This window comes from Lonsdalea britannica (genome assembly GCF_003515985.1).
Taxonomy (GTDB): Bacteria; Pseudomonadota; Gammaproteobacteria; order Enterobacterales; family Enterobacteriaceae; genus Lonsdalea; species Lonsdalea britannica.
Genome location: NZ_CP023009.1, coordinates 387,096 through 412,403 on the forward strand (window position 1 = coordinate 387,096; position 25,308 = coordinate 412,403).

General features: G+C 57.9%; 21 protein-coding genes. 6 read left to right on the forward strand and 15 right to left on the reverse strand.

Features of this window, described 5'->3' with window-relative positions; genetic code table 11:
• Window positions 1-6 precede the first annotated feature (6 nt).
• Window positions 7-1,341 (reverse strand): CYTH domain-containing protein, encoded by a 1,335-nt coding sequence (locus CKQ53_RS01905; RefSeq protein WP_118894587.1) that lies wholly within the window; start codon window positions 1,339-1,341, stop codon window positions 7-9.
• A 232-nt stretch (window positions 1,342-1,573) separates the two neighbouring features.
• On the opposite strand from CKQ53_RS01905, the gene CKQ53_RS01910 reads away from it, so the two are divergent.
• Window positions 1,574-2,194: a TIGR04211 family SH3 domain-containing protein gene (locus CKQ53_RS01910; RefSeq protein WP_085651149.1), complete on the forward strand. Its 621-nt coding sequence runs from the start codon at window positions 1,574-1,576 to the stop codon at window positions 2,192-2,194.
• Window positions 2,195-2,285: 91 nt separating this feature from the next.
• Entirely contained in the window at window positions 2,286-3,521 is a 1,236-nt protein-coding gene (locus CKQ53_RS01915) for a multifunctional CCA addition/repair protein (protein WP_085651148.1), read from the forward strand.
• A gap of 93 nt (window positions 3,522-3,614) precedes the next feature.
• Here CKQ53_RS01915 and bacA read toward each other — a convergent pair whose 3' ends face one another.
• Together bacA and folB are read right to left on the reverse strand one after the other, a co-directional pair.
• Window positions 3,615-4,436, reverse strand: coding sequence for an undecaprenyl-diphosphate phosphatase (bacA, locus tag CKQ53_RS01920; RefSeq protein WP_085651147.1), 822 nt, complete (start codon window positions 4,434-4,436; stop codon window positions 3,615-3,617).
• A 140-nt stretch (window positions 4,437-4,576) separates the two neighbouring features.
• A complete protein-coding gene (folB, locus tag CKQ53_RS01925; protein ID WP_085651146.1) occupies window positions 4,577-4,930 on the reverse strand; it encodes a bifunctional dihydroneopterin aldolase/7,8-dihydroneopterin epimerase in 354 nt (117 codons plus the stop codon).
• A gap of 107 nt (window positions 4,931-5,037) precedes the next feature.
• Between folB and plsY the strand changes: the two genes are divergently transcribed.
• A complete protein-coding gene (gene plsY, locus CKQ53_RS01930; protein WP_139824049.1) occupies window positions 5,038-5,661 on the forward strand; it encodes a glycerol-3-phosphate 1-O-acyltransferase PlsY in 624 nt (207 codons plus the stop codon).
• A gap of 62 nt (window positions 5,662-5,723) precedes the next feature.
• On the opposite strand, the gene CKQ53_RS01935 is transcribed toward plsY, so the two are convergent.
• Window positions 5,724-7,310 carry a methyl-accepting chemotaxis protein gene (locus tag CKQ53_RS01935; RefSeq protein ID WP_118894589.1) on the reverse strand — a complete coding sequence of 529 codons (1,587 nt, stop codon included), beginning with the start codon at window positions 7,308-7,310 and terminating at the stop codon, window positions 5,724-5,726.
• A 289-nt stretch (window positions 7,311-7,599) separates the two neighbouring features.
• Between CKQ53_RS01935 and ppa the strand changes: the two genes are divergently transcribed.
• Entirely contained in the window at window positions 7,600-8,130 is a 531-nt protein-coding gene (gene ppa / locus CKQ53_RS01940; protein ID WP_085651143.1) for an inorganic diphosphatase, read from the forward strand.
• Between the two features lie 320 nt (window positions 8,131-8,450).
• On the opposite strand, the gene CKQ53_RS01945 is transcribed toward ppa, so the two are convergent.
• Genes CKQ53_RS01945 through tamA form a run of 3 tightly spaced genes read right to left on the reverse strand, consistent with a single transcriptional unit; the run spans window position 8,451 to window position 14,388 of the window.
• Window positions 8,451-8,798 carry a gamma-glutamylcyclotransferase family protein gene (locus CKQ53_RS01945; protein WP_085651142.1) on the reverse strand — a complete coding sequence of 116 codons (348 nt, stop codon included), beginning with the start codon at window positions 8,796-8,798 and terminating at the stop codon, window positions 8,451-8,453.
• 2 nt (window positions 8,799-8,800) lie between these two features.
• A complete protein-coding gene (gene tamB / locus CKQ53_RS01950; protein ID WP_118894591.1) occupies window positions 8,801-12,652 on the reverse strand; it encodes an autotransporter assembly complex protein TamB in 3,852 nt (1,283 codons plus the stop codon).
• A complete protein-coding gene (tamA, locus tag CKQ53_RS01955) occupies window positions 12,649-14,388 on the reverse strand; it encodes an autotransporter assembly complex protein TamA (protein WP_244201033.1) in 1,740 nt (579 codons plus the stop codon). The genes tamB and tamA overlap by 4 nt, the downstream gene beginning before the upstream one ends.
• A gap of 231 nt (window positions 14,389-14,619) precedes the next feature.
• On the opposite strand from tamA, the gene msrA reads away from it, so the two are divergent.
• Window positions 14,620-15,261: a peptide-methionine (S)-S-oxide reductase MsrA gene (gene msrA, locus CKQ53_RS01960; protein WP_094118426.1), complete on the forward strand. Its 642-nt coding sequence runs from the start codon at window positions 14,620-14,622 to the stop codon at window positions 15,259-15,261.
• 232 nt (window positions 15,262-15,493) lie between these two features.
• Window positions 15,494-16,822: a polyamine export protein PaeA gene (paeA, locus tag CKQ53_RS01965; protein ID WP_085651139.1), complete on the forward strand. Its 1,329-nt coding sequence runs from the start codon at window positions 15,494-15,496 to the stop codon at window positions 16,820-16,822.
• A gap of 200 nt (window positions 16,823-17,022) precedes the next feature.
• Here the strand turns inward: paeA and CKQ53_RS01970 are convergent, their stop codons facing one another.
• The 8 genes from CKQ53_RS01970 to CKQ53_RS02005 all read right to left on the reverse strand — a co-directional run bounded on the left by CKQ53_RS01970 (window position 17,023) and on the right by CKQ53_RS02005 (window position 25,055).
• Window positions 17,023-17,229, reverse strand: a complete 207-nt coding sequence (locus CKQ53_RS01970) for a DUF1107 domain-containing protein (RefSeq protein WP_026739210.1) — start codon at window positions 17,227-17,229, stop codon at window positions 17,023-17,025.
• Between the two features lie 431 nt (window positions 17,230-17,660).
• Complete coding sequence (gene cysQ / locus CKQ53_RS01975; RefSeq protein WP_085651138.1) at window positions 17,661-18,401, reverse strand: 3'(2'),5'-bisphosphate nucleotidase CysQ; 741 nt, start codon at window positions 18,399-18,401, stop codon at window positions 17,661-17,663.
• 524 nt (window positions 18,402-18,925) lie between these two features.
• The gene (locus CKQ53_RS01980) at window positions 18,926-19,300 is read right to left on the reverse strand and encodes a DUF2502 domain-containing protein (protein WP_409359763.1); all 375 of its coding nucleotides are present in this window, start codon (window positions 19,298-19,300) and stop codon (window positions 18,926-18,928) included.
• A 156-nt stretch (window positions 19,301-19,456) separates the two neighbouring features.
• Window positions 19,457-20,434: an ABC transporter ATP-binding protein gene (locus tag CKQ53_RS01985; RefSeq protein WP_094118425.1), complete on the reverse strand. Its 978-nt coding sequence runs from the start codon at window positions 20,432-20,434 to the stop codon at window positions 19,457-19,459.
• Entirely contained in the window at window positions 20,435-21,469 is a 1,035-nt protein-coding gene (locus CKQ53_RS01990; protein ID WP_085651136.1) for an ABC transporter ATP-binding protein, read from the reverse strand. It abuts the gene before it with no gap.
• Between the two features lie 4 nt (window positions 21,470-21,473).
• Window positions 21,474-22,373 (reverse strand): ABC transporter permease, encoded by a 900-nt coding sequence (locus tag CKQ53_RS01995; RefSeq protein ID WP_099045350.1) that lies wholly within the window; start codon window positions 22,371-22,373, stop codon window positions 21,474-21,476.
• Window positions 22,374-22,375: 2 nt separating this feature from the next.
• Window positions 22,376-23,329, reverse strand: a complete 954-nt coding sequence (locus CKQ53_RS02000; protein ID WP_085651134.1) for an ABC transporter permease — start codon at window positions 23,327-23,329, stop codon at window positions 22,376-22,378.
• A gap of 52 nt (window positions 23,330-23,381) precedes the next feature.
• Entirely contained in the window at window positions 23,382-25,055 is a 1,674-nt protein-coding gene (locus CKQ53_RS02005) for an ABC transporter substrate-binding protein (RefSeq protein WP_094118424.1), read from the reverse strand.
• Window positions 25,056-25,308 lie beyond the last annotated feature (253 nt).

Consider the following 25,308-nt stretch of genomic DNA (forward strand, 5'->3'; position numbering starts at 1 on the left):
ATTGCATCATGGTTGTCCGCTGTTCAGCCAGAAAGGCGGACAGGTAATCGCCTGCTTACGGATATCATCCAACGCGACAGGCACCGGTTGGTGGACATTAAGCTTCGCGATTTGCTGCGCCAGCTCGCGCCAAAGGCCAACATAATCGCCCGCCTCTTCCTCTGGATAAAAACCGCCCAGCAGCATAAAAGCGCTCAGTCCACGTTCCAGACGCGGCAGTTGCTGTTCGTAATGCAGCGACGTCAGCGAATGCGCAAAGACGGACTTCAGCTCCGCCAAACTCCGGCTCAGCATGATATCGGCGAAGCGTTTATAGGAACTCTGCAAACGCATGCGCTCACGGTTATCCATATAGCGACGCCAGCCCGCTTCGAGCAGCCAGGTCGTCAACACCAGCTTACTTTTCAGGTAATCCTTATCGAAGCAGACGGTCTCCGCGTCGAGATCCGTCGAAGCCTTCGCTTCCAGCGCCGTCAAAGCGCCGCGAAATTCTGACGTCACTTTGCGCGGCACCACGCCGCCGATCAACACCAGCATTTCACGCAGCAGCGTTCCCGCCTCCAGCATGCTGTCGCGCGCGGCCCGATCGCCCCGCACCCACAGCTCTTCGTGATACTGCCAGTGCGCCAGCCCGAACTCCAGACCCGCCTCAATCCCCTCGTCGAGCGTCATTTTGCCTTTGACCGGCATGAACGTCAGCGCATGTCTTTCGCGCGGCGGGTTGCCTTTAGCCAACTGATAACCGCGGGCCGCTTTACTCAAATAGCCCTGTCGCAGACCGCCTACGTCGGAGAGCTCGTTGGCGAATTCCAGCAGGTCGCTGCGCTGCCCGACCTTCAGCTCTAACTCCAACTCGCAAATCGGCTCCTGCACATCGCCGGCCACCACCTCGCCGCGGTCAAGCACCATCTCGATGACGCTTTGATGATGAGACACCACCCAGACCTCACGACGGAAATCGGTGCTGAACAACGGCGTTAACTCCGCCGCCAACACATCCAGGTCGCAATGCTCTGGCCAAATATCGTCCGGCAAGAGACGAATATCCAGCTGCGGCCCCGCCAGTTCGACGTTGTATTCCGGGTGCTGATGCAGGCCGCCGACCACCTTGCCCGCCGTTTTGGCGGTCATTTCGTAGCGACCGTTTTCCCCACGAATACGCAGCCCAATCCCATGCTGACGCAGGTAGCCGTCCGGCGTTTCGTAATAGATGTTCGCCAACTGATGCGCATGTAAATGCTTGCTGTGGCTGTAGTCGCTCTTCCACTCATTCAGCTGCGCTTGCAGGGCTGGCACGGTGTCAGGGTGGACAATAAATTTCAGTTCAATCTCTTCACTCATAATCGTTAGCTACACCGGATGCTGCGGGAATTTCGTCAGTAAATAACATTTTACGCTACCTTGCCACCGTTGCCATCCCCTGCCGCCAGACGTGCGACCACCGCCATCATCGGTTATCCTGCGTCTTCGGCTGACAAACAAGAGTAAGACAGTTCCCATTTAGGTTTGTCCCCCTCGTCGTCAGACTTATCCGACGAATATTTCACATTCATTCACGCAACCTGATGATCTTATGCAGAAATTACGCTTTATTATTGCCGGCCTCGTTGGCCTTGCCATCACCTTTGGTGCCCAGGCGGAAGAAAAACGCTATATCTCCGATGAACTTATCACCTACATCCACAGCGGACCGGGCAACCAATACCGTATTGTCGGCACGCTGAAAGCCGGTGAAGAAGTCTCCGTCGTTGAAGTCAACGACGGAGCGGGCTATGCCCAGATCCGCGACAGCAAAGGTCGCGCCAGCTGGATCCCGCTCGATCAGCTGAGCCAGACGCCCAGCCTGCGCACCCGCGTGCCGGATCTGGAGAATCAGGTGAAAGTCCTGACCGACAAGCTGACCAATATCGACCAGAGCTGGAACCAGCGTACCGCCGATATGCAGCAGAAGGTCGCCGCCAGCGATAACGTGATCACCGGCCTGCAGCGCGAAAATCAGGATCTGAAAAATCAGCTGGTCGTCGCGCAGAAGAAGGTCAATGCCGCCAACGTACAGTTGGATGACAAACAGCGCACTTTAATCCTGCAATGGTTTATGTACGGCGGCGGCGTGGCCGGCGCAGGTCTGCTGTTGGGGCTCGTGTTGCCGCATCTGATCCCGCGTCGCAAGAAAAACGATCGCTGGATGGGCTAACCCGTTGCCCATCGTCAAACCCGGCACTGAACATCAATAAAGGTTATAGTGAGCCATCGTCATTAAGAAACCGTAGATTCAGGAGTTGGGTTTGAAGATTTACCTTGTGGGTGGCGCCGTGCGCGATGGTTTATTGCATCAACCCGTCACCGAGCGAGACTGGGTGGTAGTCGGCGCTACGCCCGAAACACTATTGAAACTCGGCTATCAGCAGGTCGGCAGGGATTTCCCCGTCTTCCTGCACCCCACCAGCCGCGAAGAGTACGCCCTGGCCCGAACGGAACGTAAATCCGGGCAGGGTTATACCGGTTTTGTCTGCAACGCCAGTCCGGACGTGACGCTGGAAGACGATCTCCTGCGCCGCGATCTGACCATCAACGCCATCGCGCAAGATGAAGACGGCAGCCTGATCGATCCTTACGGCGGCCAACGCGATCTCGCCTCAAAACTGCTGCGCCACGTTTCCGACGCCTTCGGCGAAGATCCGCTGCGAGTATTGCGTGTCGCGCGATTCGCCGCCCGCTACGCTCATCTCGGCTTTACGATTGCGCCGGAAACGCTGGCGCTGATGCGTCAGATGGTGGACAGCGGCGAACTCAACAGTCTGACGCCGGAACGCGTTTGGAAAGAGACCGAAAAGGCGCTGGGTTCGAACTCGCCGCAGGTCTATTTTGAGCGGCTGCGGGACTGCGGCGCATTGCAGGTGTTGTTCCCTGAAATCGACAATCTGTTTGGCGTCCCTGCCCCCGCGCAATGGCACCCCGAAATCGACACCGGCATTCATGTCATGATGACGCTGGCCATCGCGGCGCAGCTCAGTCCGGAGATCGACGTTCGATTCGCCTCATTGTGTCACGACGTCGGCAAAGGCCTGACGCCGCCGTCGCTGTGGCCGCGTCATCACGGACACGGTCCTGCGGGCATCAAGCTGATTGAAGCGATGTGCCAGCGCCTGCGGATCCCTAACCACATACGCGATTTGGCGAAGCTGGTGGCGGAATACCACGATCTGCTGCATACCGCACCCATCTTGCAACCTAAGACCCTGTTGAAGCTGTTCGACAGCATCGACGTCTGGCGCAAGCCGCATCGTCTGGATCAGCTGATTCTGACCAGCGAGGCCGACGCGCGTGGGCGAACTAGCTTTGAGCACAAGCCTTATCCGCAGGGCGACTATCTACGCGAAGCCTTCAAGGTCGCCAGCAGCGTCACCAGCGCGCAGGTCGTGGCCGATGGATTCCGCAATGCGGCGATCCGCGACGAACTGCACTGGCGTCGTCGTCGCGCCTTGCAAGATTGGAAAGATAGCCAGCAGAGCGCTGACTAAAAAAAACGGCCTTTCCCGTATGCGTTGCCGCAGAGGAAAGGCCGTTTTTAACACCACAGTTAAAGCCCCCGTTTAGGGGAGCCCCCTAGCGTGTTACATAAAGATCACATATACCGCCGCGCCGACGATGAAGCGGTAAATGGCGAAAGGCACGAACGACATCCGTTTGATCACCGCCAGGAACGTTTTAATCGCAATCATCGCGACCACAAACGCGGTAATGAAGCCGATGGCGAACATCGGCAGCGCAGACAGGCTCATCAGGTGCCAGTTCTTGTACAAGTCCAACCCGCTGGCTCCCAACATCATCGGCACCGCCAGGATGAAAGAAAACTCGGACGCCGCAAATCGACTCACGCCCGTCAACATCCCGCCGGAGATCGTCGCGCCGGAACGGGAAAATCCCGGCCAGAGCGCCAGACACTGAAAACACCCGATGTAGAACGCCTGACGATAGGTAATATCATCCAGCCCTTCCGCACGCGGAGTTTTAGGACGCCACTTCTCGGCAATCAGCAGTAAAATACCGCCGGCGATCAGCGCCCATGCCACCATCTGCGGGTTGAACAACGTTTTGATGGCGTCATGGAACAACATCCCCAACACCACCGCCGGCCCCATGCCCAGCAAGATATGCACCAGAGTCAAACGCCCGGTAGGCTTGACGCCATCATGAGGTTCGCGACCAAAATGAATGCCAATCAGCCCAAACATCCGCCGCCAGAACACGACCACCACCGCCAGGATAGACCCCAGCTGAATCACCACCTCAAAGGTTTTCGACAGATCGTTCTCAAATCCCAACCAATGACCGACAAGGATCATATGTCCAGTCGACGAGACGGGTAAAAACTCCGTCAGCCCCTCGACGATCCCAAGGATAAACGCCACCAGCAACGTGTATGAATCTGTCATTACCTGTTCAGCTCCATCAAACCGTAACCATAAAAAAGCGGCCTCGCTGCACGCGAGCCGCTGCATATGAAACGACATTAAAATAATGAGATTACGGGCTAATGACCTTAGGAAGGGTCTCTAATCATTGCATAACGGAATTATCTCATTCCCCGCTCGATCACTACGCCGACCGCACGAGCCTGAGCGACTGCACCCGGTTTGCTGACTTTGAGACGCATCCACGGTATCCCGAATCGTTTCATCAGCATTTGGACCACGTCTTCAGCCACACGTTCAACCAGCGCAAACCGCTGTGTGGAGACGAGCGCGATCACTGCCTCGCTGACATCCGCATAGCTTAGACAATCTTTGACATCATCGCTGACGGCGGCGGCGCGGTTGTCCCATCCCATTTCAATATCGAACACCAGCTTTTGCTGGATGGTCTGTTCCCAGTCGTAAACGCCGATCGTGGTAATCACGCTAAGTTCTTCGATAAATACGATATCCATTACCTTACCCTCTGTTTTTGCGGCTGCCGGATACCACTTCCGGCCGAATATGCGTATTATCCTTGGATGCTAATATTAAAACGACCTTTATTAGACGGACGCATACTATGAGTGCTACCGCGCTAGGAATGATTATCCTCGCGTACCTGTGCGGCTCGATTTCCAGTGCGATTCTGGTCTGTAGGATCGCCAGATTGCCAGACCCACGCGAAAACGGCTCGGGAAACCCCGGAGCCACTAACGTGTTGCGCGTCGGCGGTAAGGGCGCGGCAGCGGCCGTGCTGGTTTTCGATATCCTGAAGGGCATGCTGCCCGTTTGGGGCGCTTATGAAGTTGGCGTCACGCCGTTTTATCTCGGTCTGATCGCCATCGCCGCCTGTCTGGGGCACATCTATCCTCTGTTCTTCCGCTTTCACGGCGGCAAAGGAGTCGCGACCGCATTCGGCGCCATCGCGCCTATCGGTTGGGATTTAACGGGATTGATGACGGGAACCTGGCTGTTGACCGTGCTGCTGAGCGGGTATTCGTCGCTGGGCGCTATTGTGAGCGCGCTGATCGCGCCGTTTTACGTCTGGTGGTTTAAACCGCAATTGACCTTCCCGGTCGCCATGCTGTCTTGCCTGATTCTGGTCCGTCACCACGATAATATTCAGCGTCTGTGGCGCGGTCAGGAAACGAAAATCTGGAAAAAGCGACGCAGGAACTCCTCCTCATCCTCCGAACAGAAATAACCTGCATCGCGTGATTCACGACGCCGCTGATTCGCAGCGCCGCGTTACTCTCTTACTCTCGTTTAGCTGCGGCCAATCGCAGCCAGCGGCTCATTGTCCAGCTTAAACAGTTCCATACTGGCCGCCAGTTCAATCGCCTGTTCTTCCAGCGAACGTGTCGCCGAAGCCGACTCTTCGACCAACGAGGCATTCTGCTGCGCCACGCTGTCCATCTGCGACACGGCGGTATTGACCTGATCGATGCCGTTGCTCTGCTCGCGGGTCGCGGTGGAAATCTCGCCCATCAGCGTCGTCACCTGCACCACGGCGGACGACACGTCCTTCATGGTTTCACCAGCGACCTGCGCGATCTCCGTACCTTCACGCACTTGGACCTGCGAGTCTTCCAGCAGCGTTTTGATCTCTTTGGCAGACTGCGCACTGCGCTGAGCCAGACTACGCACTTCGCCAGCCACCACAGCAAAACCACGTCCCTGCTCGCCTGCCCGCGCCGCTTCAACCGCCGCATTCAGCGCCAGAATGTTGGTCTGGAAAGCGATGCCGTCGATCATGGCCAGAATATCCGCCACGCTCGCCGTACTTGTCGAGATCAGCTCCATTTTTTCCAGCATCCGACGTACGGCGTCGCTGCCCTTGTCCGCGATGCTGGCAACGTTCTGCGACAGTTGATAGGCCTGATCGGCGCTTTCCGCATTCAGTTTCACCGTAGAGGACAGCTGCTCCATGCTCGCGGCGGTCTGTTCCAGTGACGCCGCAGATTCTTCGGTACGAGCGGCCAAATTAATGTTGCCGGCGGACAGCTCTCGCGTGCCGACTTCAATCTGTCCTCCCGCATCGCGTACACGCCCGACGGCGGTCGCCAGCGCATCCTGCATCGTCTTCATCGCCTGAATCAGACGGCCGATTTCGTTCTTGCCGCCGTCCTCAATATGCTGGGACAGATCGCCGCCAGCAATGACTTCCAACTGATGAACGGAGCGATCTAACGGTTGCAGGATCAGACGCTTGATCACCACCCAGGCGACGCCGGACAGCAGCAGCGTCAGGACGCAAGACAGGCCGATAATTGAGAGACGGCTTAACGCCAGCTCTTCAGCCTTGGTCAGCAGGTTGTCTCCCACCATGATGGCGAAGACGCGGAAGTCGTTGATGGCTTTATCCATCGCCATGCTATAAGGCACGACAACGTCTTGTGTGATTTTGTAGAACTCGACGGTATCGCCCTTTTTCAACGCTTCCATCATCGGAGCGATGCCCTGGTTGCGATAGCTTTCATAGCTGGTTTTGATCTGCTCGGCCAGGATCGCGCCTTTGGCGGTCACCGTGCCATACGCCAGAAACTCATCCATGTCCTTACGAGAAAGCGCCAGATAGTTTTCAACGCGTGACAGCGTTTCCTTCGCCCGGGTGACGTTGCCCTCATCCAACTGCCGCGCGGCCTGATAGGCGGTAGTACGGGCTCGCAGCGTCGCCGTATAGCTCGCCGCCAGCGTCCCCAATTCCTTCCCCTGTATTTTATCGATCGAGCTTAATGACGCATTTCCCTGGCTGATAGCATTGGCGCCGATACCGCTGACCAGAAGCAGCAGCAGCACCATGACGCTCAGCAATACAATCAGGCTCGACTTCACCGTGATATTTTTCAACATCCAAAAATCCCTCTTAACTTAATGAAAAAGCCATAAAAAATAGATAAATCTCATTAAAGAAGCCCCTTCTTATCGGATCATCACCCTTAGTCTTCAATTAAATTAATTATTATAGTGGTTATGGTTAGCTTGCTAGCCACCACCTCCATAACGTTAGTCCTAACGGGAGCCGTCCCGGCCCTGCGACGCGTCGAACCGGCGTCCGCACTGCTAAAAACCGCGACTTTCACGACGAGTTGGCTATAATGACCGCCACTCCATTTCTGGTTTGAAAGAGAAGGAAACCGACATGAGCTTGAATACGGTGCCGGCAGGCAAATCGCTTCCGGAAGATATTTATGTAGTCATCGAAATTCCCGCGAATTCCGATCCCATCAAATACGAAGTAGACAAAGAAAGCGGCGCGCTGTTTGTTGACCGCTTCATGTCTACGGCGATGTTCTATCCGTGCAACTACGGTTACATCAACCACACCCTGTCGCTGGACGGCGATCCGGTCGACGTGCTGGTTCCGACCCCGTTCCCGCTGCAGCCAGGCTCTGTGATCCGTTGCCGTCCGGTTGGCGTACTGAAAATGACCGACGAATCCGGTGAAGATGCCAAAGTGGTTGCCGTACCCCACAGCAAGCTGAGCAAAGAGTACGAGCACATTCAGGATGTGAACGACCTGCCTGAACTGCTGCGTGCGCAGATCGGCCATTTCTTTGAGCACTACAAAGATCTGGAAAAAGGCAAATGGGTGAAAGTGGAAGGCTGGGACAACGCAGAAGCGGCTAAAGCGGAAATCGTTGCCTCTTTCGAACGCGCCAAAAACAAGTAATCCTGATGGTGACAGCGTAGCGGGAAGACGTTCCTATCCGCGCATCACCTGACCCTGCAAGGGGGCTGAGCTTAACGGCTCAGCCCCCTTGTTGTTTCTGACGTCCAGCGGCGCGTCTCACGCGTTAAAATTCGCAGGCCGTTGTCTGCGCGCTTTTTTGCGCTCAAACAGGGTGGAATGCCTCTGATGAAGGCATAAAAAAAACACCGCAACGGGCGGTGTTTTTTATTGACTGATGCAGACTGAAAAACGATGTTCCCGGCTTCAATGCCTGCCCCGACATCGGGCATCGGGGCCGCCGAGAGGACGATGAAAAGCGGTTACGCTTCCTCGTCGCGTTTGGACCAGTCGCCGCTACTGATGCGCCGCAGACCGGTCACGGAGCGCTGGTAAAGATAGATCCAGGCGCTGCCGTAAGGGGTGAATATCAGCTTGCGCTTATATTCGCCGCCGTCTCGTTTTAAAGCATCCAATTCGGTCAGGATGGAGGAACTAATGCGATAGACTTCGCCGTAGACCGCCCCCTCACCCGCCACTGCCGCCGGATAGTGACCTAAATCATACAGCTCATAGCCTTCGAGCTGATGGTCGCCTAGCCATTGCGCATTGGTCATCCAATGACTATTTCCCTGTTTGCGTCGTAAACTGCCATAGACAATAATTCGCATCGCTAAAACTCGAACTGATAGAGCACATCTAATGCCTGACTGACGCCAGACACCGCCTCCAGATATAGTTTCGGCATTAAACGATAACGCAGCGTTAACGTTGCCAGTGAATCAAATATACCCACGCCATATTTGACTTGCAGGCCCGGTGCGACGTAACCGCTGACGACGACTTGCGAACTGTCGCCAGCGCCCTGTGTATCCAGAGCTAAATTGCTTACGCCGAAAGCCTCGCCGATTTTACCCACAACTTGGCCTGTCTGCGCAACCCCCAGACCGATCAATGCTGAGGTCATCATTGAGCTATCGGTTCCGCTGCTATCCAGCCCCTGACCGCGAAGCAGATAGGACAACGCTTCCTGTTGCGATAGGGTCGGATCGGAGAAGACCTCCAGCTTGGGCGCCGACGCGGAGCCCGTGACGCGAATTCCCACCGTGACATCGTCTTCCGTGTTGTCAGGGTTACGGATAGCCTCGATATTCAGCATCGGTTGTCCCGGCGGTCCCGCAAATAACAGCTGACCTTTGCGAACCTGCAGATCTTGACCATACGCCTTGAATCGCCCGCTGGGAATATTGATTTGGCCATTAAGCCCCAAACCACGTTCGTCCTGCGCGACTTTCAGATCGCCCGCCAGATTGGCGGTCAGGCCGTAAGCATCCAGTTTGACGTCGTCGCCGATATGGATAGTCAGGTTGCTGTTGATCGGAATCGAGGTCGATTTCTGCTGCGTCGGTTTTCCTTCTTCATTCAACATCACCTCGTCCGACGAAACGCCCACCGAACTGGCTGGCAGGTCATGCACCACGATGCGCGCCCACGGAATATTCACTGACCCGTTCAACGCCAGCAGCTGCGGCGTGGCTTCGAAAACGATGTCGGGCGACACATCCAGACGCACCATCGGCGGCACCGTCACTCGCATACGATCGCCTTTCGCCGCCACGCGCGCGCGCCAGGCATCCGGCTGCGACCAGTCGGCCCCCCCGGCCAGGTTGACCTGCCCTTGCGTCGTTTTGAGGAAGCCTTGCAGCGTGGAGGACATGCCATTGAAGTACACCGCAAGACGGCCATTTTTCAGATCGACCGGCATCCAGTTACCGTCGATATCCAGTTTTTCCAACACCATCTGACCAAAGATCTGCGGACGTTCGACGTTGCCGCCTAACCGCAGATTGGCGTTCAGAATACCCGCGGCTTTTTCGCCCTGCTGCAACGCCGGATTGAGCATATCCAGCGACAGCGTATCAATGGTGACCGTACCGCTCAGGTTACGGCGCTGCTGCGGATCGCTGATCAGCACGTCGCCATTCAGACGGCCGTTGCCGCGAATCGCCATCCGCCAGCCGATTTTGGCCTGACCGCGGTCAAGACCGGCGTTCAGCGTCAGTGTGTCGAAGACGACCGGCAGCGCGCCGCCCTGCATCTGCTGGCGTACGCTTACACCATCGCCGTTCAATGTGACTTTGGCCTGCGGCAGTCCGCCGTTTGCCTGCCAGCTCACATTGGCATCGCCGGTGAAACGCCCGCTCAGCACGGTATCTTCACTCAGGAAAGGCTCCAGCATCGCCAGGTCGAAGCGGTTGAGCCGCACGCTGGCCTGTCCGCTCGGACCCGCCTCTATCGGTTTAGGTACACACACTTCAGCATGCGGATTCACCCAGCAGTGGGTGCCGACGGTGATTTTCTGCGCCGCCGCCAAATAATCCAGCGACATTGCCTGAGTCAGCCGCCACTCGCCTACCGGCGTATCGAAACGGGTGTTGTTCAACGTGCCGCGCCAGCGTTGCTGAGCGCGGTCGAAGCTGCCATTCACCGCAAGCTGGCCGGAAACCGGCTCGCCTTTCACGGTGAGCTGGAGCTGATGTTTGTTTTCGTTGCCGCCCGCTGCCAGGTCAACCGAGCTGATCTTCAGCGCCCCCTGAGTGAGCTGGGCCACCTTGAGCGCCAGCGTCCCCTGAATCTGCTGATCAGAGCGAACATCGCCTTTCAGGTCGATACGCTGAATCCGAAGTTCCTGCCAGCGCAGCCCAGAGGCCGTTAAGTCGGCGCGCACCTGAGGCGCGTCACGACGGCCGTCCAGATGAAGATTGCCGAGGATGTGCCCGCCCAGACCCGGCAACATGCCATTCAGCTCCGGCGCGTTGATATCGGCCAACAACTGCCAGCGGTCGTCCAGTTTTCCCTTCACGTTGATTTGGTTGCGTCCCAGCGCCAGATTCAGTCCGGGCACGTTCCACTGCCCCGCCGCGTTACCGCTCAGGGAACCTTTCGCCGTCAGCTTGTTCTGACGGATGCTGCCGTCCATCTGCACCTGAGGCACCTGTAGCGTCCAGTCACTGCCGGAGACGACCTGCCCGTTAGCCTTGATGCTGCCGTTAAGGCGTACCGGCCAATCCGGCCACTGCCGCCCCGTATTGATACGGCTGAGGGTCAGCGCGCTGCTCCAGTTGACGGCGTCGCGCCAGTCGACTTTCGCGGTGATATCGCCGTAGCCCTCGAACGCATCCAGCCGCAGGTGCGCCAGCTCGAACTGCTGCAAATCGCCTTTCCCTTCGACCCGCAGTGACGCGGGCGGAACGGCGCTGCCACGGATATCGCCCTTCACGTTGAGCGCATAGTCCGTCGCTTTACCGCCAAAGTTCACTTGCAGGTTATTCATCTGATACTGCGCGGTGCCGGTCACCGGCCAACGCAGCTGTGAGCTTTGCAGTTTCAGCGTCAACGGCAGGCCCGTCTCAGCCAGCGCCGTGTCGATATTCAGTTGCGCGCGCTGCGGACCGGACAAATTCATCGCCAGCTTCAGCTGCTGCCGCAATGCGCCGTCGACGGTGAGCTTCAGGCGTTCCCCCTTCAACGGGTCGATGTTCAGCGCGCCGTTGGCGTTAAACGTCACCGGCCAGTCGCCGTTAAGCGTCGCCGCGCCGTTGGCGAACAGCGATCCCTGCGGGGACTGTACGCTGAACTTTTGCAGAGTGACGGCCTGTTTCAGCGTGGAGGCTTGCAGTTGGAGACGGTTGATCGTCACATCCTGATCGCCGGTGACACGCAGCTGCTCGCCAGTGATATCCGCGATCGTCACATCGAGCGGCAGCGTGATGTCCGGCATGTCGTTCAGCAGCGGCTTGGCAAACATCGCCTGTAGACGCTCGCCTAACGGCGGTTCGGCGGGCGCTTTCTCCGCCGACGCCGCTTTAGCGTCTCCGGCCTCTTTATCCTGAGACGCTTTGGCCACCTGCGGCAGCGTCTGCGCGACGTCGCCCGCCGTCACGTTATCTTTGACGACCAGTCCCGCGGGGGTTTTAGGCAGCGCGACCAGTAAAGAAGCGATACGGGTCGGTTGCAGCGTCAGTGACCGTCCCTGCCACAGCATGCCGGTCTGAAATTCCGCCAGCGAGATGGCGACATCGTCCACCGTCACGCGGGTGTTTTGCAGGCTGAAATGTTGCAGATCCAGCGTCACCGGCGTAGAGATTTCCGTGGTCGGCTCGCTGGCGGTCGTGTTCTCCGGAGCGGCGGCCGGCATGGCCTTGGTGTCCACCACCACGTCCAGCCCCTGTAGCGACAGGTCGTTAATGCACAGTCGGCTGTGCCACAGGCAGTTCGGAGTCAGAGCCAGATGCAGACGGGAAGCTTTCACCGTCACGCCCGGCATCTGGTAGCTGAAGTCCTGTAACGTCAGGTCGCGCCAGCCGCCGTCTACCTTCCCAATAGCCAATCCCGGCACCCAACGCGTGGCCGAACTGAGCATGAAATGCAGCCCGGGCGTCGTCGTCACCAACAACGTCAACGCCACCAGTAGCGCTAATACCACGGCAATGAGGCCGATCCCGATTTTTTTCAACTTACTCATAATTCAGGCCCCAAACCGATGTAGAACTGTAAACCGTGTTTTTCCGGATCGCCGATAGGTCGTGCGATGTCCAGCTTGATAGGCCCAACCGGGGACGCCCAGCGGACGCCGACCCCCGCCCCGGTTTTGAAGTTGCTTTGCTTGAAGTCGTTGACCGCTTCACCGCTGTCGATGAACGCCGCGCCCCACCATTTGCCGGTAATGTTGTATTGATATTCGAGCGAGCCCGTCGCCAGCCGGGAGGCCCCGGTCAACTTGTCGTCGCCATCGCGAGGAGAGATAGATTTGTATTTGTAGCCGCGAATGCTGCGGTCGCCCCCGGCGAAGAAACGCAGGGATGGCGGCACGCGGGAGAAGCTGCCGGTTTCAATCCAGCCCAGATTGCCGCGCACGACGAATCGGTGTTTCTCTTCCAGCGTACGGATCCAGACGTTCTGCGCCTGGAAGACGGAGAAGTCGATATCGGATCCCCAGGCGGTATTGGACACGTCGATGGAGTAGCTTTGCGAGTCCCCCCACGTCGGCATCAAACCGCCCCGCTGACGGGTACGGTTCACGTTGAAGCCGGGGTAAAGCAGCATCGTCGTGTCGGTCACCGACCCCTGAGTAAAGTGATCGAGACTCCAACGCAAGTTGACTGAACGCTGCCAACCGCTGGAATAGTTCCAGTAACGGGCCACATTCAGGGTGGTGGAGTCCGCCTTGGTATCATTGAGGTCCTCACGCTTGAAGCCGCCCTGCAAAAGGTAGTATTGCTCCAGCGGGCTTTTTAGCAGCGGGATTTTGTAGCTCAGATCGAGCTGCTGTTCCGGAGCCGAAACGCTGAAGCTGCTTTGCAGGCTGTGGCCGCTGGAGTTGACCCAGGGTTTGTTCCAGGTCGTTTTCACGCGCGGACCCACGTCCGTCGCGTAGCCGACCCCGGTTTCAACGGTATTGTGCGTCCGCGGAGACAGCAGGGCTTCCATCGGCAGCTCTTTATTTTTGTTTTCTCTGCCGCGTTGAAGGTCGGGGGACACCACCACGGAGTTAAACCATCCGGTGGCCGAGAGTCGGCGGTTGAATTCGCCCAGCTGTTCAGAAGTGTAGTCATCGCCTTCGTGGAAAGGCAGCAGCGCGCGGACGTACTCTTCGCGGATCTGCGATCCCTCGATGCTCAGCGCGCCGAAGCGATAGCGATCGCCGCTGTCGTAGTCGATGTCCCAGAAGGCCTGATGGGTCGAGTCCATCACCCCCAGCTGGCTTTTGAGGAAGTGCGCGTCGAAGTAGCCTTTGCTGACGGCAAGCGTGTTCAGGTCGCTTTTAAAATCGTCATAATCGCCGTGGTTAAGGATCGTACCCAGCGCAGGCGTTTTTTCTTTCTTCAGCTTCAGGAAATCCTCGTCGTTACGAGCATGCCCTTCAATATCGACGTCCACACCGGCGATTTTCACCGGTTCTCCCGGCGTCACCTTGACCATCAGCACCGGACGGCCGCCATTGACGGCGGGTAAGAACTGAAAGTCGATCTCAGGATCGTAGTAGCCCAGCGCCCGCAAACCCTGTCGAACAGCCGTGTTGACGCGGGAACGGAAACGTCCATCTGCGCTCACTTCATCGGCGGTAATGGTCGACAGCTGCGCTCGCACGTTCTTTTGCAGGTCGCCCGTCAGTCCCGTGACCTGCAGACGGACATTGGAAGCGGCGCTGGCAGACGCACTCGCCAGCAGTAATCCGCACACACCTATCGCACGGCACAGGCGGAGGCCGCCGGTGCGATAAAAATTCCTCTTCAATGTAAAAATCGCCACTGCGCTCCCTGATCACCCTATAGAATTAAATTGTTTCTCTTTAGCCATAGATATTAGCCGGTAAAGCCTAAAATATAGTGTATACAAGGGGAAACTCGCTCGCACACCCTTTTATCCTGCCCGGACGATACCGGAACCGTAACCGATAATGATGATTCAATCAGCAAACGGGAGCTCAACGTGGTTTCACTTTTTGATAAAACGCAGCCGATAAGTCAGACCGACGCGCTGCCTGGCCGCTCCACGCCGATGCCTGTCGCCCGGCTCCATGTGGTCAACCAACACTCGATGACGCATGTGCCGGACACCATGGACGTCGCCATTTTCGCTATGGGCTGCTTCTGGGGAGTGGAACGTTTGTTCTGGGAACAAGCGGGCGTCTACAGTACGGCTTCCGGCTACAGCGGCGGTTACACGCCGAATCCGACCTATCGGGAAATTTGCACCGGCAAAACCGGTCATGCCGAAGTCGTGCGGGTCGTTTTCGATCCGGCCATCATCAGCTATGAGAAGCTGCTGCAAGTGTTCTGGGAAAATCACGATCCGGCGCAGGGGATGCGTCAGGGCGGCGATATCGGCACGCAGTACCGCTCAGCGATCTATACGCTGACGCCGGAACAGGAACAGGCGGCGAAAGAGAGCCTGCAACGTTTCCAGCAGGCGATGGCAGCGGCAGGCGACAAGCGAACGGTCTCCACCGAAATCACTGAGGCCGGGCCGTTCTACTATGCCGAAGATGAGCATCAGCAGTACCTGTACAAAAATCCGGAAGGATACTGCGGACTCGGCGGCATCGGCGTTTGCCTGCCGCCGCAGCGCTGATTTTACCGAACGCCGTCGCGTTAAAACCGACGGCGTTTTTTCCTCGTTAAAACGCCGTTTTAGCGGCCCACTGATCGCCTCACGCCAGTGCTGGCGGTTCTTTGACCGCTCCTGCTATAATGCCGCGGGCATGAGGCTGATAACCGGCCTTGTCCACGGCTCCCTGCCGTCGGTTCATGATTATTTTCCTTCCTGAGGATCGCCCTGTCTATTGAGGCAAAGCGAAAAAACTATGTTAAACAGTTTGTTATTAATTATTTTTCTTATCGCCGTTAGCGCGTTTTTCTCCGTGTCTGAAATCTCCCTGGCTGCATCGCGCAAAATCAAGCTCAAACTCATGGCGGACGAGGGCAACCAAAACGCCGCACGCGTGATGAAGCTCCAGGAGACGCCCGGTATTTTCTTTACCGTGATTCAGATTGGCGTTAATGCCGTCGCCATTCTTGCGGGTGTCGTCGGCGACGCCGCCTTCTCCCCCTACTTCAACATGCTGTTCGATAATGTGATGTCGCCGGAAATGGCCGAGCGTGTCAGTTTTATCTGCTCCTTCGTGCTGGTTACCAGCCTGTTTATCCTGCTTGGCGATTTGACGCCGAAACGCATAGGCATGATCGCCCCCGAAACGGTTGCCGTTCGGATCATCAACCCCATGCGCTTCTGTCTGCTGATATTCCGGCCGTTGGTCTGGCTGTTTAATGGCTTGGCGAACATGATCTTCCGGATGCTCAAGCTGCCGATGGTGCGTAAGGACGACATCACTTCAGACGACATTTATGCAGTGGTGGAGGCTGGCGCGCTGGCTGGCGTACTGCGTAAGCAGGAACATGAGCTGATCGAAAACGTGTTCGAGCTGGAATCCCGCACCGTACCGTCTTCCATGACCTCTCGCGAAAGCGTGGTGTTTTTCGACCTACATGCCGACGAGGAAAGTATCAAGGATAAAATCGCCCAGCAGCCGCACTCTAAATTCCTGGTTTGCGACGGCCATATCGATCAGATCGTCGGCTATGTCGATTCCAAAGACCTGCTGAACCGCGTGCTGGGAAATCAGAGCCTGGAACTGACCAGCGGCGTACAAATTCGTCCTGCGTTGATCGTGCCGGATACGCTAACGTTGTCCGAGGCGCTGGAAAGCTTCAAGACCGCGGGCGAAGACTTCGCAGTGATTCTGAATGAATATGCGCTGGTGGTCGGCATCATAACCCTTAACGACGTGATGACGACGCTCATGGGCGATTTAGTGGGTCAGGGGCTGGAAGAACAGATTGTGGCGCGTGACGCCAACTCCTGGCTGATCGAGGGCGGCACGCCGATCGACGACGTGATGCGCGTACTGAATATCGACGACTTCCCACACTCCGGCAACTACGAAACCATCGGCGGTTTCATGATGTACACCCTGCGAAAAATCCCTAAACGAACTGATTTCGTGCGTTTCGCAGGCTACAAGTTCGAAGTGGTGGATATCGACAGCTACAAGATAGACCAGCTGCTGGTCACTCGACTGGAAGACAAACCGGCGGGAAGCGCGGCCCCGGATGTCACCATCGTGCAGCCATAAAACGGTGTTTCACCCATTAAAAAAGGCCCGTTAACGGGCCTTTTTTTGACGCTGGATAACCGCAGGGCGTACCGGTCACCCTCATACCGGCGCAGATCCGAACCTGTTCTTTTTACACATCGTGCATCAATTCATTGCATGTGTCGCAACAGTTCGGTCCGCCGTCTCCAACATCCCTATTTCGAGGGCGATAAGCGGCGTTATGCCAGCTCTGACTGCAGTTTCATGACCTGACGGTTTACCTCAGACATGACTTCAAGATGCTGCTTGTCTTTCTTTTTCGGCAGTAAAATTTTGCCGTAATCGAACTCAAAAGCACCAACCCCTTTGATATACAAGCGGCCGCGAAACAGTGTCTTCACGTACTTGGCGACTTTAAAGGGATTATAGCGTTCGAAGATCCTCATACTTCCTCTCCTTACGTTGTTCCAGTAGTGCGCCTCCTGCCACCAACCCGGTACAGGGTGTATGACGCACCAAGCTTTATCCTACATTTAGGGTCGATATTTAATGGGAAGTTCCCTATAAGCCAGCATTATTTATCGCTTTTACATTAGTTTACGGAACAGAAAAACGCAAAATTTGATAAATCAGAATAAACCTTCAAATACCAGGGTAATACAGAACACCAATTGCCAGCGGCGTCTCCCGCCGTTTCAGCCAAATCATTGAGGCCGTGCGGTGTTATACCGTCCTTGTATGACGGAATGACGACGGCGCTTAAAAGTTTCGGACAATCCTCATAAAACTTTAAGGCGTTACAGAAAGGGAGAGCGCGAGAACAGCCTCTGAAGGGCTCCGGGCCAAGGACATGAGCCCGGAGAATAGGCTGACAGGATTAATACAGGGAAACGCGGAATCCGGGGTTGAGGAAGGATTCGCGAGGGAGATAAGACAGCGGCTGGCCTTGCCAGTCGTTAACCTGTGCGCCCGCCGCCAGCGCCACAGCGTGTCCTGCGGCGGTATCCCATACGCTAGTCGGTCCAAACCGTGGATAAAGCTGGGCCTTTCCTTCCGCCACCAGACAGAACTTCAGCGATGAACCGATAGCGACGGTCTGATGATCGCCCAGTTGAGCAAGATAGTCCTGCAGCTCCGCATCCGCATGGGAACGGCTGACCACGACCAGCGGAGGACGCGCGTCCTGTACCTGAATCGGCAGACGGACGCCGCACTCCTCTTTCCAGGCTTTGCCATCCGCGGCGGCGTACATCACGCCGGTCACCGGTACGTACACCACGCCCAGCACCGGTTTGCCGTCTTCAATCAGCGCGATGTTGACGGTGAATTCCCCGTTACGACTAATAAACTCTTTCGTTCCATCCAGCGGGTCCACCAGCCAGTAACGCTGCCAGCGCTGGCGTTCTGACCACTGCGGCGGATCTTCTTCAGACAGCAAGGGAATCGCCGGATAGTCCGTCGTCAGCCCCCGCGCAATCACCTTGTGCGCAGCGATATCGGCCGCGGTCACCGGTGAGTCATCCTGCTTATGTTTGACCTCAACCGGCGCCTGTCCCTCGTAAATTTGCATGATGGCGTCGCCCGCCTCACGCGCTAGCTGGCAAATATGATCTAGCATGGTGTCTCCTCTCTACCGGTTGCCGAGGCCGCCTGATGCCCCGTCTGATAACGCTGAAAAGGGATGAGTCGGCCATGATGCTACAGGCAATGACCGCGTCTGCACGCCCTTCGCTTATAGGGGATGATACTTCATCTGTTAACCCTGATTATATGAGATATCCCCTCCACTACCACCCCGTCCAAACACCGCACGAAGAGACACCGGCAGGCATGGGGCGAAGAAGCGCATTCCCTTCTCGAGACGGCCGCACCAGAGAACAGGGCAAAAAGCGCAGTGCAAAACATGATCCTGAGAAACCTGAAATGACGTCCCCGACAGTTGATGACCCCAAACGCAGGTGTGGACCGTTACCGTACCGGGACAGGTCAAACGGGCTTCGCCAGAGATTCAACGTAGGATACCAATGCCTGAAATGACAAGGGATGCCGCGCTTGCTGGCATCCCTTGAGAAGAAAACGGTGCTGAATCAGCCTGGTGTCGCAACAAGGGAAGCGAGCCTCCTCTTGCCGTCTGACGGGCGATTAGCGATGACGATCGTCGTCACGATGATGGTGTCCACGATCGCGGTCACGACGATCCCAATCCCGGTCAGGCCCGCGGTGGTGGCGCTCCTCGCGGTAGACCCGCGGCGGCGGCTGCACGACGATCACGCGCGGCGGCGGCTCATAGTAATGACGCGGCGGCGGCGGCGGTCTGTGATAGTGATGGCGTTCGCGCCAATAATCAGGATCGCGCCAGTAGCGGCCGTCCCAGTAATAGCCCCGTCTGTCGCGATCGCCAATGTGCAGCTGCACCCCCGGCAACGACAGACTCAGGCTGTCAGCTTGCGCGGCGGGCATCGTATAGACCACTCCTGCCATAACAGCAGCGAATAACAGCGGTTTAATCATCATCATACCCTCTACGTCACCGCGATGCGGCGTATGGCAACGGTATACGGGGAATCTGACACACGCTCTATCAGAAAATGGCTAATTTCCTGTTATTCCGCTAACGGCAGCACTTCCGGCCACAAAAAGGCCGCTACGACCGGCCCATTCAGGCAAATCGGCCTAGTTCTCCTGCCAGTGATGGCAGAAAACCTGATGCGACGGCGCGACCCGACTCTCCGTCGGCACCTGGCGCAGACAGGTTTCGCTGGCCTGCGGGCAGCGCGGCGCAAACGCGCAGCCCGCGGGCAGATTAGCCAGATCCGGCGGCGCGCCGGAGATACTCACCAGACGGCTTCCTTTTTCCAGTCCGCCCTGCGGGCGAGTGCCGAGCAACACGCGCGTATAGGGATGACGCGGGCTTTGCATCAGCTCGGCCAACGGCGCCTGCTCGACGATGCGTCCGCCGTACATCACCGCAACCCGGTCGGCCACTTCGACCGCCGCGCCGATATCGTGCGTCACGAAAATGATCGACAGGCCCAGTTGTTGCTGCAATTCGCGCAGCAGGATCAGAATCTGGATTTGCACCGTGGCATCCAGCGCCGTCGTGGGTTCGTCGGCCAACAACAGCTGTGGCTGACAAGCCAGCGCCAGCGCGATCATGGCGCGTTGCCGCATCCCGCCGGACATTTCATGCGGATAGGCGTTAAGTCGCTGTTCCGGGCTGGGGATTCTGACCCGCTGTAGTGCGTCCAGCGCTATTTCGCGCGCCTGCCGACGGGAAACGGCGCGGTGTCTGCGAACGGTTTCCATGATTTGCTGACCGATGGTGTAAACCGGGTCGAGCGCCAGTAACGGCTCCTGAAAAATCATCGCGACCGTGGGTCCACGCATCGCCCGTAGTTCACGCGGAGACAGCGACATCACATCCTGACCGGCGATACGAATCTGACCATCAATCGTCGTGGTTCGGGCCGGATGCAGGCGCATTAACGCACGCAGCGTCACGCTTTTTCCGGAGCCGGATTCGCCGATCAACGCCAGCACTTCTCCACGCCCCAGCGCCAGATTCACGCCGTTCACCGCCGATAGCGTCTGATTGCCACGGCGAAACGTCACCCGCAGATCGTCGACCGCCATTAAAGATTGTGTCGTCATTCAGACCTCCTCGGTAGTGAGCGCGGCGGCGCTGTGCGAATGCCCGGCATCCGTTTCCGCCATCAGGCAAGCCACCTGATGCCCGTCGCCGCAGGATGACATGATGGGTTTTCGCTGGGCGCACACCGCCTCGGCGTGCGGACAGCGGGTATGGAAACGGCAGCCGGACGGCGGCCGAATAGGACTCGGAGGATCGCCGCTCAGCGGCGCCTGCTGGGTTCGGGCGCCAGGGTCCATCGACGGCATCGAGCTTAACAACGCGCGCGTATAAGGATGACGCGCCCGCTCGAACAGACTTTCCGCGGGACCGACCTCCACCACCTCGCCCAAGTACATCACCATGATGCGATCGGACAGATAGCGCACCACGTGGAGGTCGTGGCTGATGAAGACATAGGTCAGATTCATGCTCTCTTTCAAATCCAACAGCAGGTTGATGACCTGCGCCTCAACGGACTTATCCAGCGCCGAGACCGCTTCATCCAGAATCACCAGCCGCGGCTCGACCGCCAAAGCACGAGCGATATTCACGCGCTGCCGCTGGCCGCCGGACAACTCATGCGGATAACGCCCGGCGAAGCGCGTGGGGTCCAGTCCCACCTTCTCCAGCAAATCGCGCGCGCGTCGTTTCGCCTCCGCGGCAGGCACCCCGTGAACCGACGGCCCGAAGGCGACCGCCGCCTGCATCGTCAGACGCGGATTCAGCGAGGAGTAGCTGTCCTGAAACACCATCTGCACCTGTCGCCGGTAGTCGCGCAAAGACAGCTGGCTGCCGCCGACCGTCAGCCCGTCGAAAATCAGCTCGCCGCTATCCTGCGCGATAAGCTGCATCAACACGCGGGCCGTCGTCGATTTTCCACAGCCGGATTCGCCGACAACGCCCAACGTTTCTCCCTTCATCACGCTGAACGCGATACCGTCCAGCGCGCGCACCCGTTCCGCTTTGCCCAATCCGCCCTTTAACGGGAAGTGCTTCACCAGATCGGTGCCGATCAGCAGCGGCTGAGCGGGGCCGCCAATATCCTGAGTACTCATCGCATCAGCTCCTTATCGCCATCGCGATCCGCAGTCGGTCGGCGAGGAGGTTGAAAGAGATCGACGTGATAAAGATCATCGCGCCGGGCAGCGCCGATACCCACGGCTGGGTATAGATCGCCGTACGCAGCGTATTCAGCATCAGCCCCCATTCCGGCTCCGGCGGTTTCACGCCGAGACCAAGGAACGACAAGCCGGAGGCAAGGATCATCGACACCGAGATCAACCCGGTCGAAAACACAAAAATCGGTCCCAGCACATTGCCCAACACCTGAGTGCGGATAATCACCCACGCCGAAGCGCCGGACGCGCGCGCGGCTTCGATATAGTCGCGATTGCGCACCTGGGTCGTGACGCTTTCCGCAATGCGCGTCACCTGCGGCACGAACACCAGCGTCAGGGACAGCAGCGCGTTGCCGACGCCCGCGCCCATCGCGCCGGAAAGCGCTATCGCCAGCAGCACGGAAGGAAACGCATAGAAGACGTCGATAGTCCGCATGATCAGCGTATTCAGCCACCCGCCCGCATACCCGGCGACGACGCCGATCGCAGAGCCGATAAAAAACGCGAGGATCACCGGCGTAATCCCCATAAACAGCGACAGCCGCGCGCCGAGCATCAGGCGCGAGAGCATGTCTCGTCCCAGCTCGTCGGTGCCGAGCGGGAAACCGGGCGTGCCGATGGGCTTTAGCCGTTTAAACATGGACGTGCTATAGGGATCGCCATGCACCAGCCAGGGACCAAAGATCGCCAGCAGCAGCAACACCATGATCACGCTGCCGACGCACCACGCGGTGGGATCTTTCGCCATACGTTTTCCGACTTCCCGCCAATAGCCGGAAGCGCGGTCGATCGGCGCCGTCTCAACCACCGGAGAGGGCGCAACGCCGATATTCACACTCATGCTCATCCCCTCTTGATGCGCGGATCGATCAGCGTTTGCAGCACATCCACCAGCAGGTTCAGCACGACGAAAAACAGCGCTAAAACCCAAATGGTGCCCTGCAACAGCGGCAAATCGCGTTGAAAAATCGCCGAGTTGAGCAGCATTCCGGTCCCCGGCCAGGAGAAGACAGTCTCAACCAGAATGGAACCGCCCATCAGATAGCCGACCTGTAGGCCCATCACCGCCATCGCGGTTGGGGCGGCATTCTTGGCGACATGGCGAAACAGCGTCAGTTCGCTCATGCCTTTCGCCCGCAGCCCGACAATAAATTCCTGAGATAGCGTTTCCGCCACCTGCGCCCGCACCGTGCGCGCGATAATGCCGGTCGGGATCACCGACAGCGTCATCGCGGGCAGCAGCATAAACCGCAGATGCGCCCAGTCCCACGCCCAGCCGCCCTCGCCTAACGGACCGCCACCGGTCGCAGGCAGCCAGTTGAGCTGAGAGGAGAACACGATGACCAGCAGCATCCCCAGCCAATAGTGCGGTACGCTGACGCCGAAGACCGACAGCACGGAAGCCAGTCGGTCCAGCCAGCTATCCTGAAAATAGCCCGCGACGAAGCCGAAGAAGCTGCCGAGCAGAAAACCGATCAGCGTCGCCAGCAGCGCCAGACGCAGCGAATAGCCGACGGCGTTCATCACCTCGACAAACACCGGCCGACCGCTGGCAATCGACATCCCTAAATCGCCCTGCACGGCGTGCCACAGCCAGAGCCCGAACTGCACGGGCAGCGGCCGGTCAAAACCATAGTCGCGAATCAGCTGCTGGCGTAGCGCTTCCGAGGCATCCGGCGGCATGACCGACACCAGCGGGTCGCCCGGCGTCATATGCACCAGCATGAAACACACCAGTGCAACCCCAAGCAGAATGGGCGTCGCCAGCAGCAGACGACGGATCAGATAGACAAACATGGCTCCTCCGCGATGGGGTTAGGTGCCGCCCGAGAAGGGCGGCCAGACGGTATCACTCCGCTTTCTTGGCGGGCAGCGTCAGGTCGATCATCCAACTCTGCGCCTGCACGACGCCGGTCACGGCAGGTGAAATGGCGCGCGGCGCCATGTCATGCCCCACGAACAGGAACGGCGTTTCATCCACTATCGCGGTGTGGAGTTCGGCCGCGGCGGCATCCAGCGCGGCGGGTTCGAAGGCATTACGGGTTTTGGTAATCAACGCCTCGATCTGCGGCGTGGAGAAATAGCCCCAGTTGGTGGAGACGGGCGGGAAGGTTTTTTCGCTGGCGAAACGCATCATGCCGAAGTACGGATCCATCACCGCCGCGCTGACGTTGACAGCATTGGCGCCCTGCGCCGCCGGATCTTTCGCGCCCAGTCGCCAGCCGCTGAACAGCGTATTCCACTCCGTCACCTGAATATTGACGTTGAAGTAGCAGGCTTTCAGGCTTTGCTGAATAAACTCGTTCATGGGCAACGGTTGCATTTGCCCGGAACCGGAAGCGGAGGCCAGAACTTTGACCGACAACGGTTTACTCTCGCTGTACCCTGCTTCCTGCATCAGTTTGCGCGCCGCGTCCGCGTCATAGCGGATCTTGAACTGCGGATGGCCGTACCACGGCGAATCCTTTTCATAAATGCCGGTGGCTTCCTGCATATAACCGCCGAGATACGACTTCAGTTCGCTACGGTCGATACACAGGTTGGCCGCCTGACGGACGCGTTTATCCAACCACGGCGAGCCCGGCGCGAAAGAAAACTGCCACGGCCAGAGGTGCGGCTGCGCATTGGCGTAGATCTTGAAGCCGCGGCTCTTGATCTGTTCCATCACATCCGGCGCGGGCGCCTCGATCCAGTCCACCTGACCGGACAACAACGCCGCCGTGCGGGCATTCGCTTCCGGCAGCGGCACCAAAATCAGATGGTCGACTTTCGGCACGCGTTTGCTGTCCCAATAGTCGGGGTTTTTATCGAGCGTCAGCTGCTGGCGCGGCACCAGCTTATTCATTTTGAACGGCCCGGTCCCCACCGCTTTGGCGGCAAAGGCGGTCCAGGCCTGCTTGGCGCGCTCCGCTCGGTCGGTCACCGAAGCAGGCACAGCGTCAAAGGCCTGCTGCCACGCGGTGGGCGAGACGATAAACAGGTTGGTGAGGTTATAAGGCAGGACGGCGTCCGGCTCGGTCGTCACCAGCGCTACCGTCAAATCGTCAATCTTGCGTGCGGACACCAGCGTCGGCATACGCGACGCGGTCGTGCCGATCTGCGCGGGCGCGAACTGAACAGACGCTTTGTTCAGCACCTTATCCACATTCCACACCACCGCATCGGCATTGAACGGCGTGCCGTCATGAAACTTGACGCCCGGACGCAGCGTGAAGGTCCATTGTGTAGGATCGTCCGGGTTCACTTTCCAGCCCGTCGCCAGACCGGGTATCAGTCCGCTGGGCTTTTCGCCCTGCGACAGATCCCACTGCGTCAGCGAATCATAAAGCGTGATGCCGGTGAAGCGGTTGCCTTCGTACCCCTGATCGGGCTGGCCCAACGTCAGTGGAATATCCGCCGCCGTCATGCCAATACGTAACGTGCTTTCAGCGCGAGCGACAGCCGGCAACGTCGCCCCCACCATCAGAACGGCCAGAGCCAAACGAGTCAAAGAAAACGTGGGACCGGAACAGTGTTCTTTCATCAGCAGCATTCCTTGGTGTGGTGGAGGTATCATCCACCTGCACGCAAGCCGCGTACCAACTTTCGTCTAAAACGATAGGTTTAACTTATTAAAAATCGATATATAGGCGGTTTTCAACGAATTAGGCGCATAAACATTAGGTGCAAGCACATCGCAGAAGAGAAAACCGGCTAAGAACTGATGCAGACCAAACTTTCCCGCCATCGTTCCGTTGATACTACAGCCCGCCGTTGACGGCCGGCCCCATCGGCGA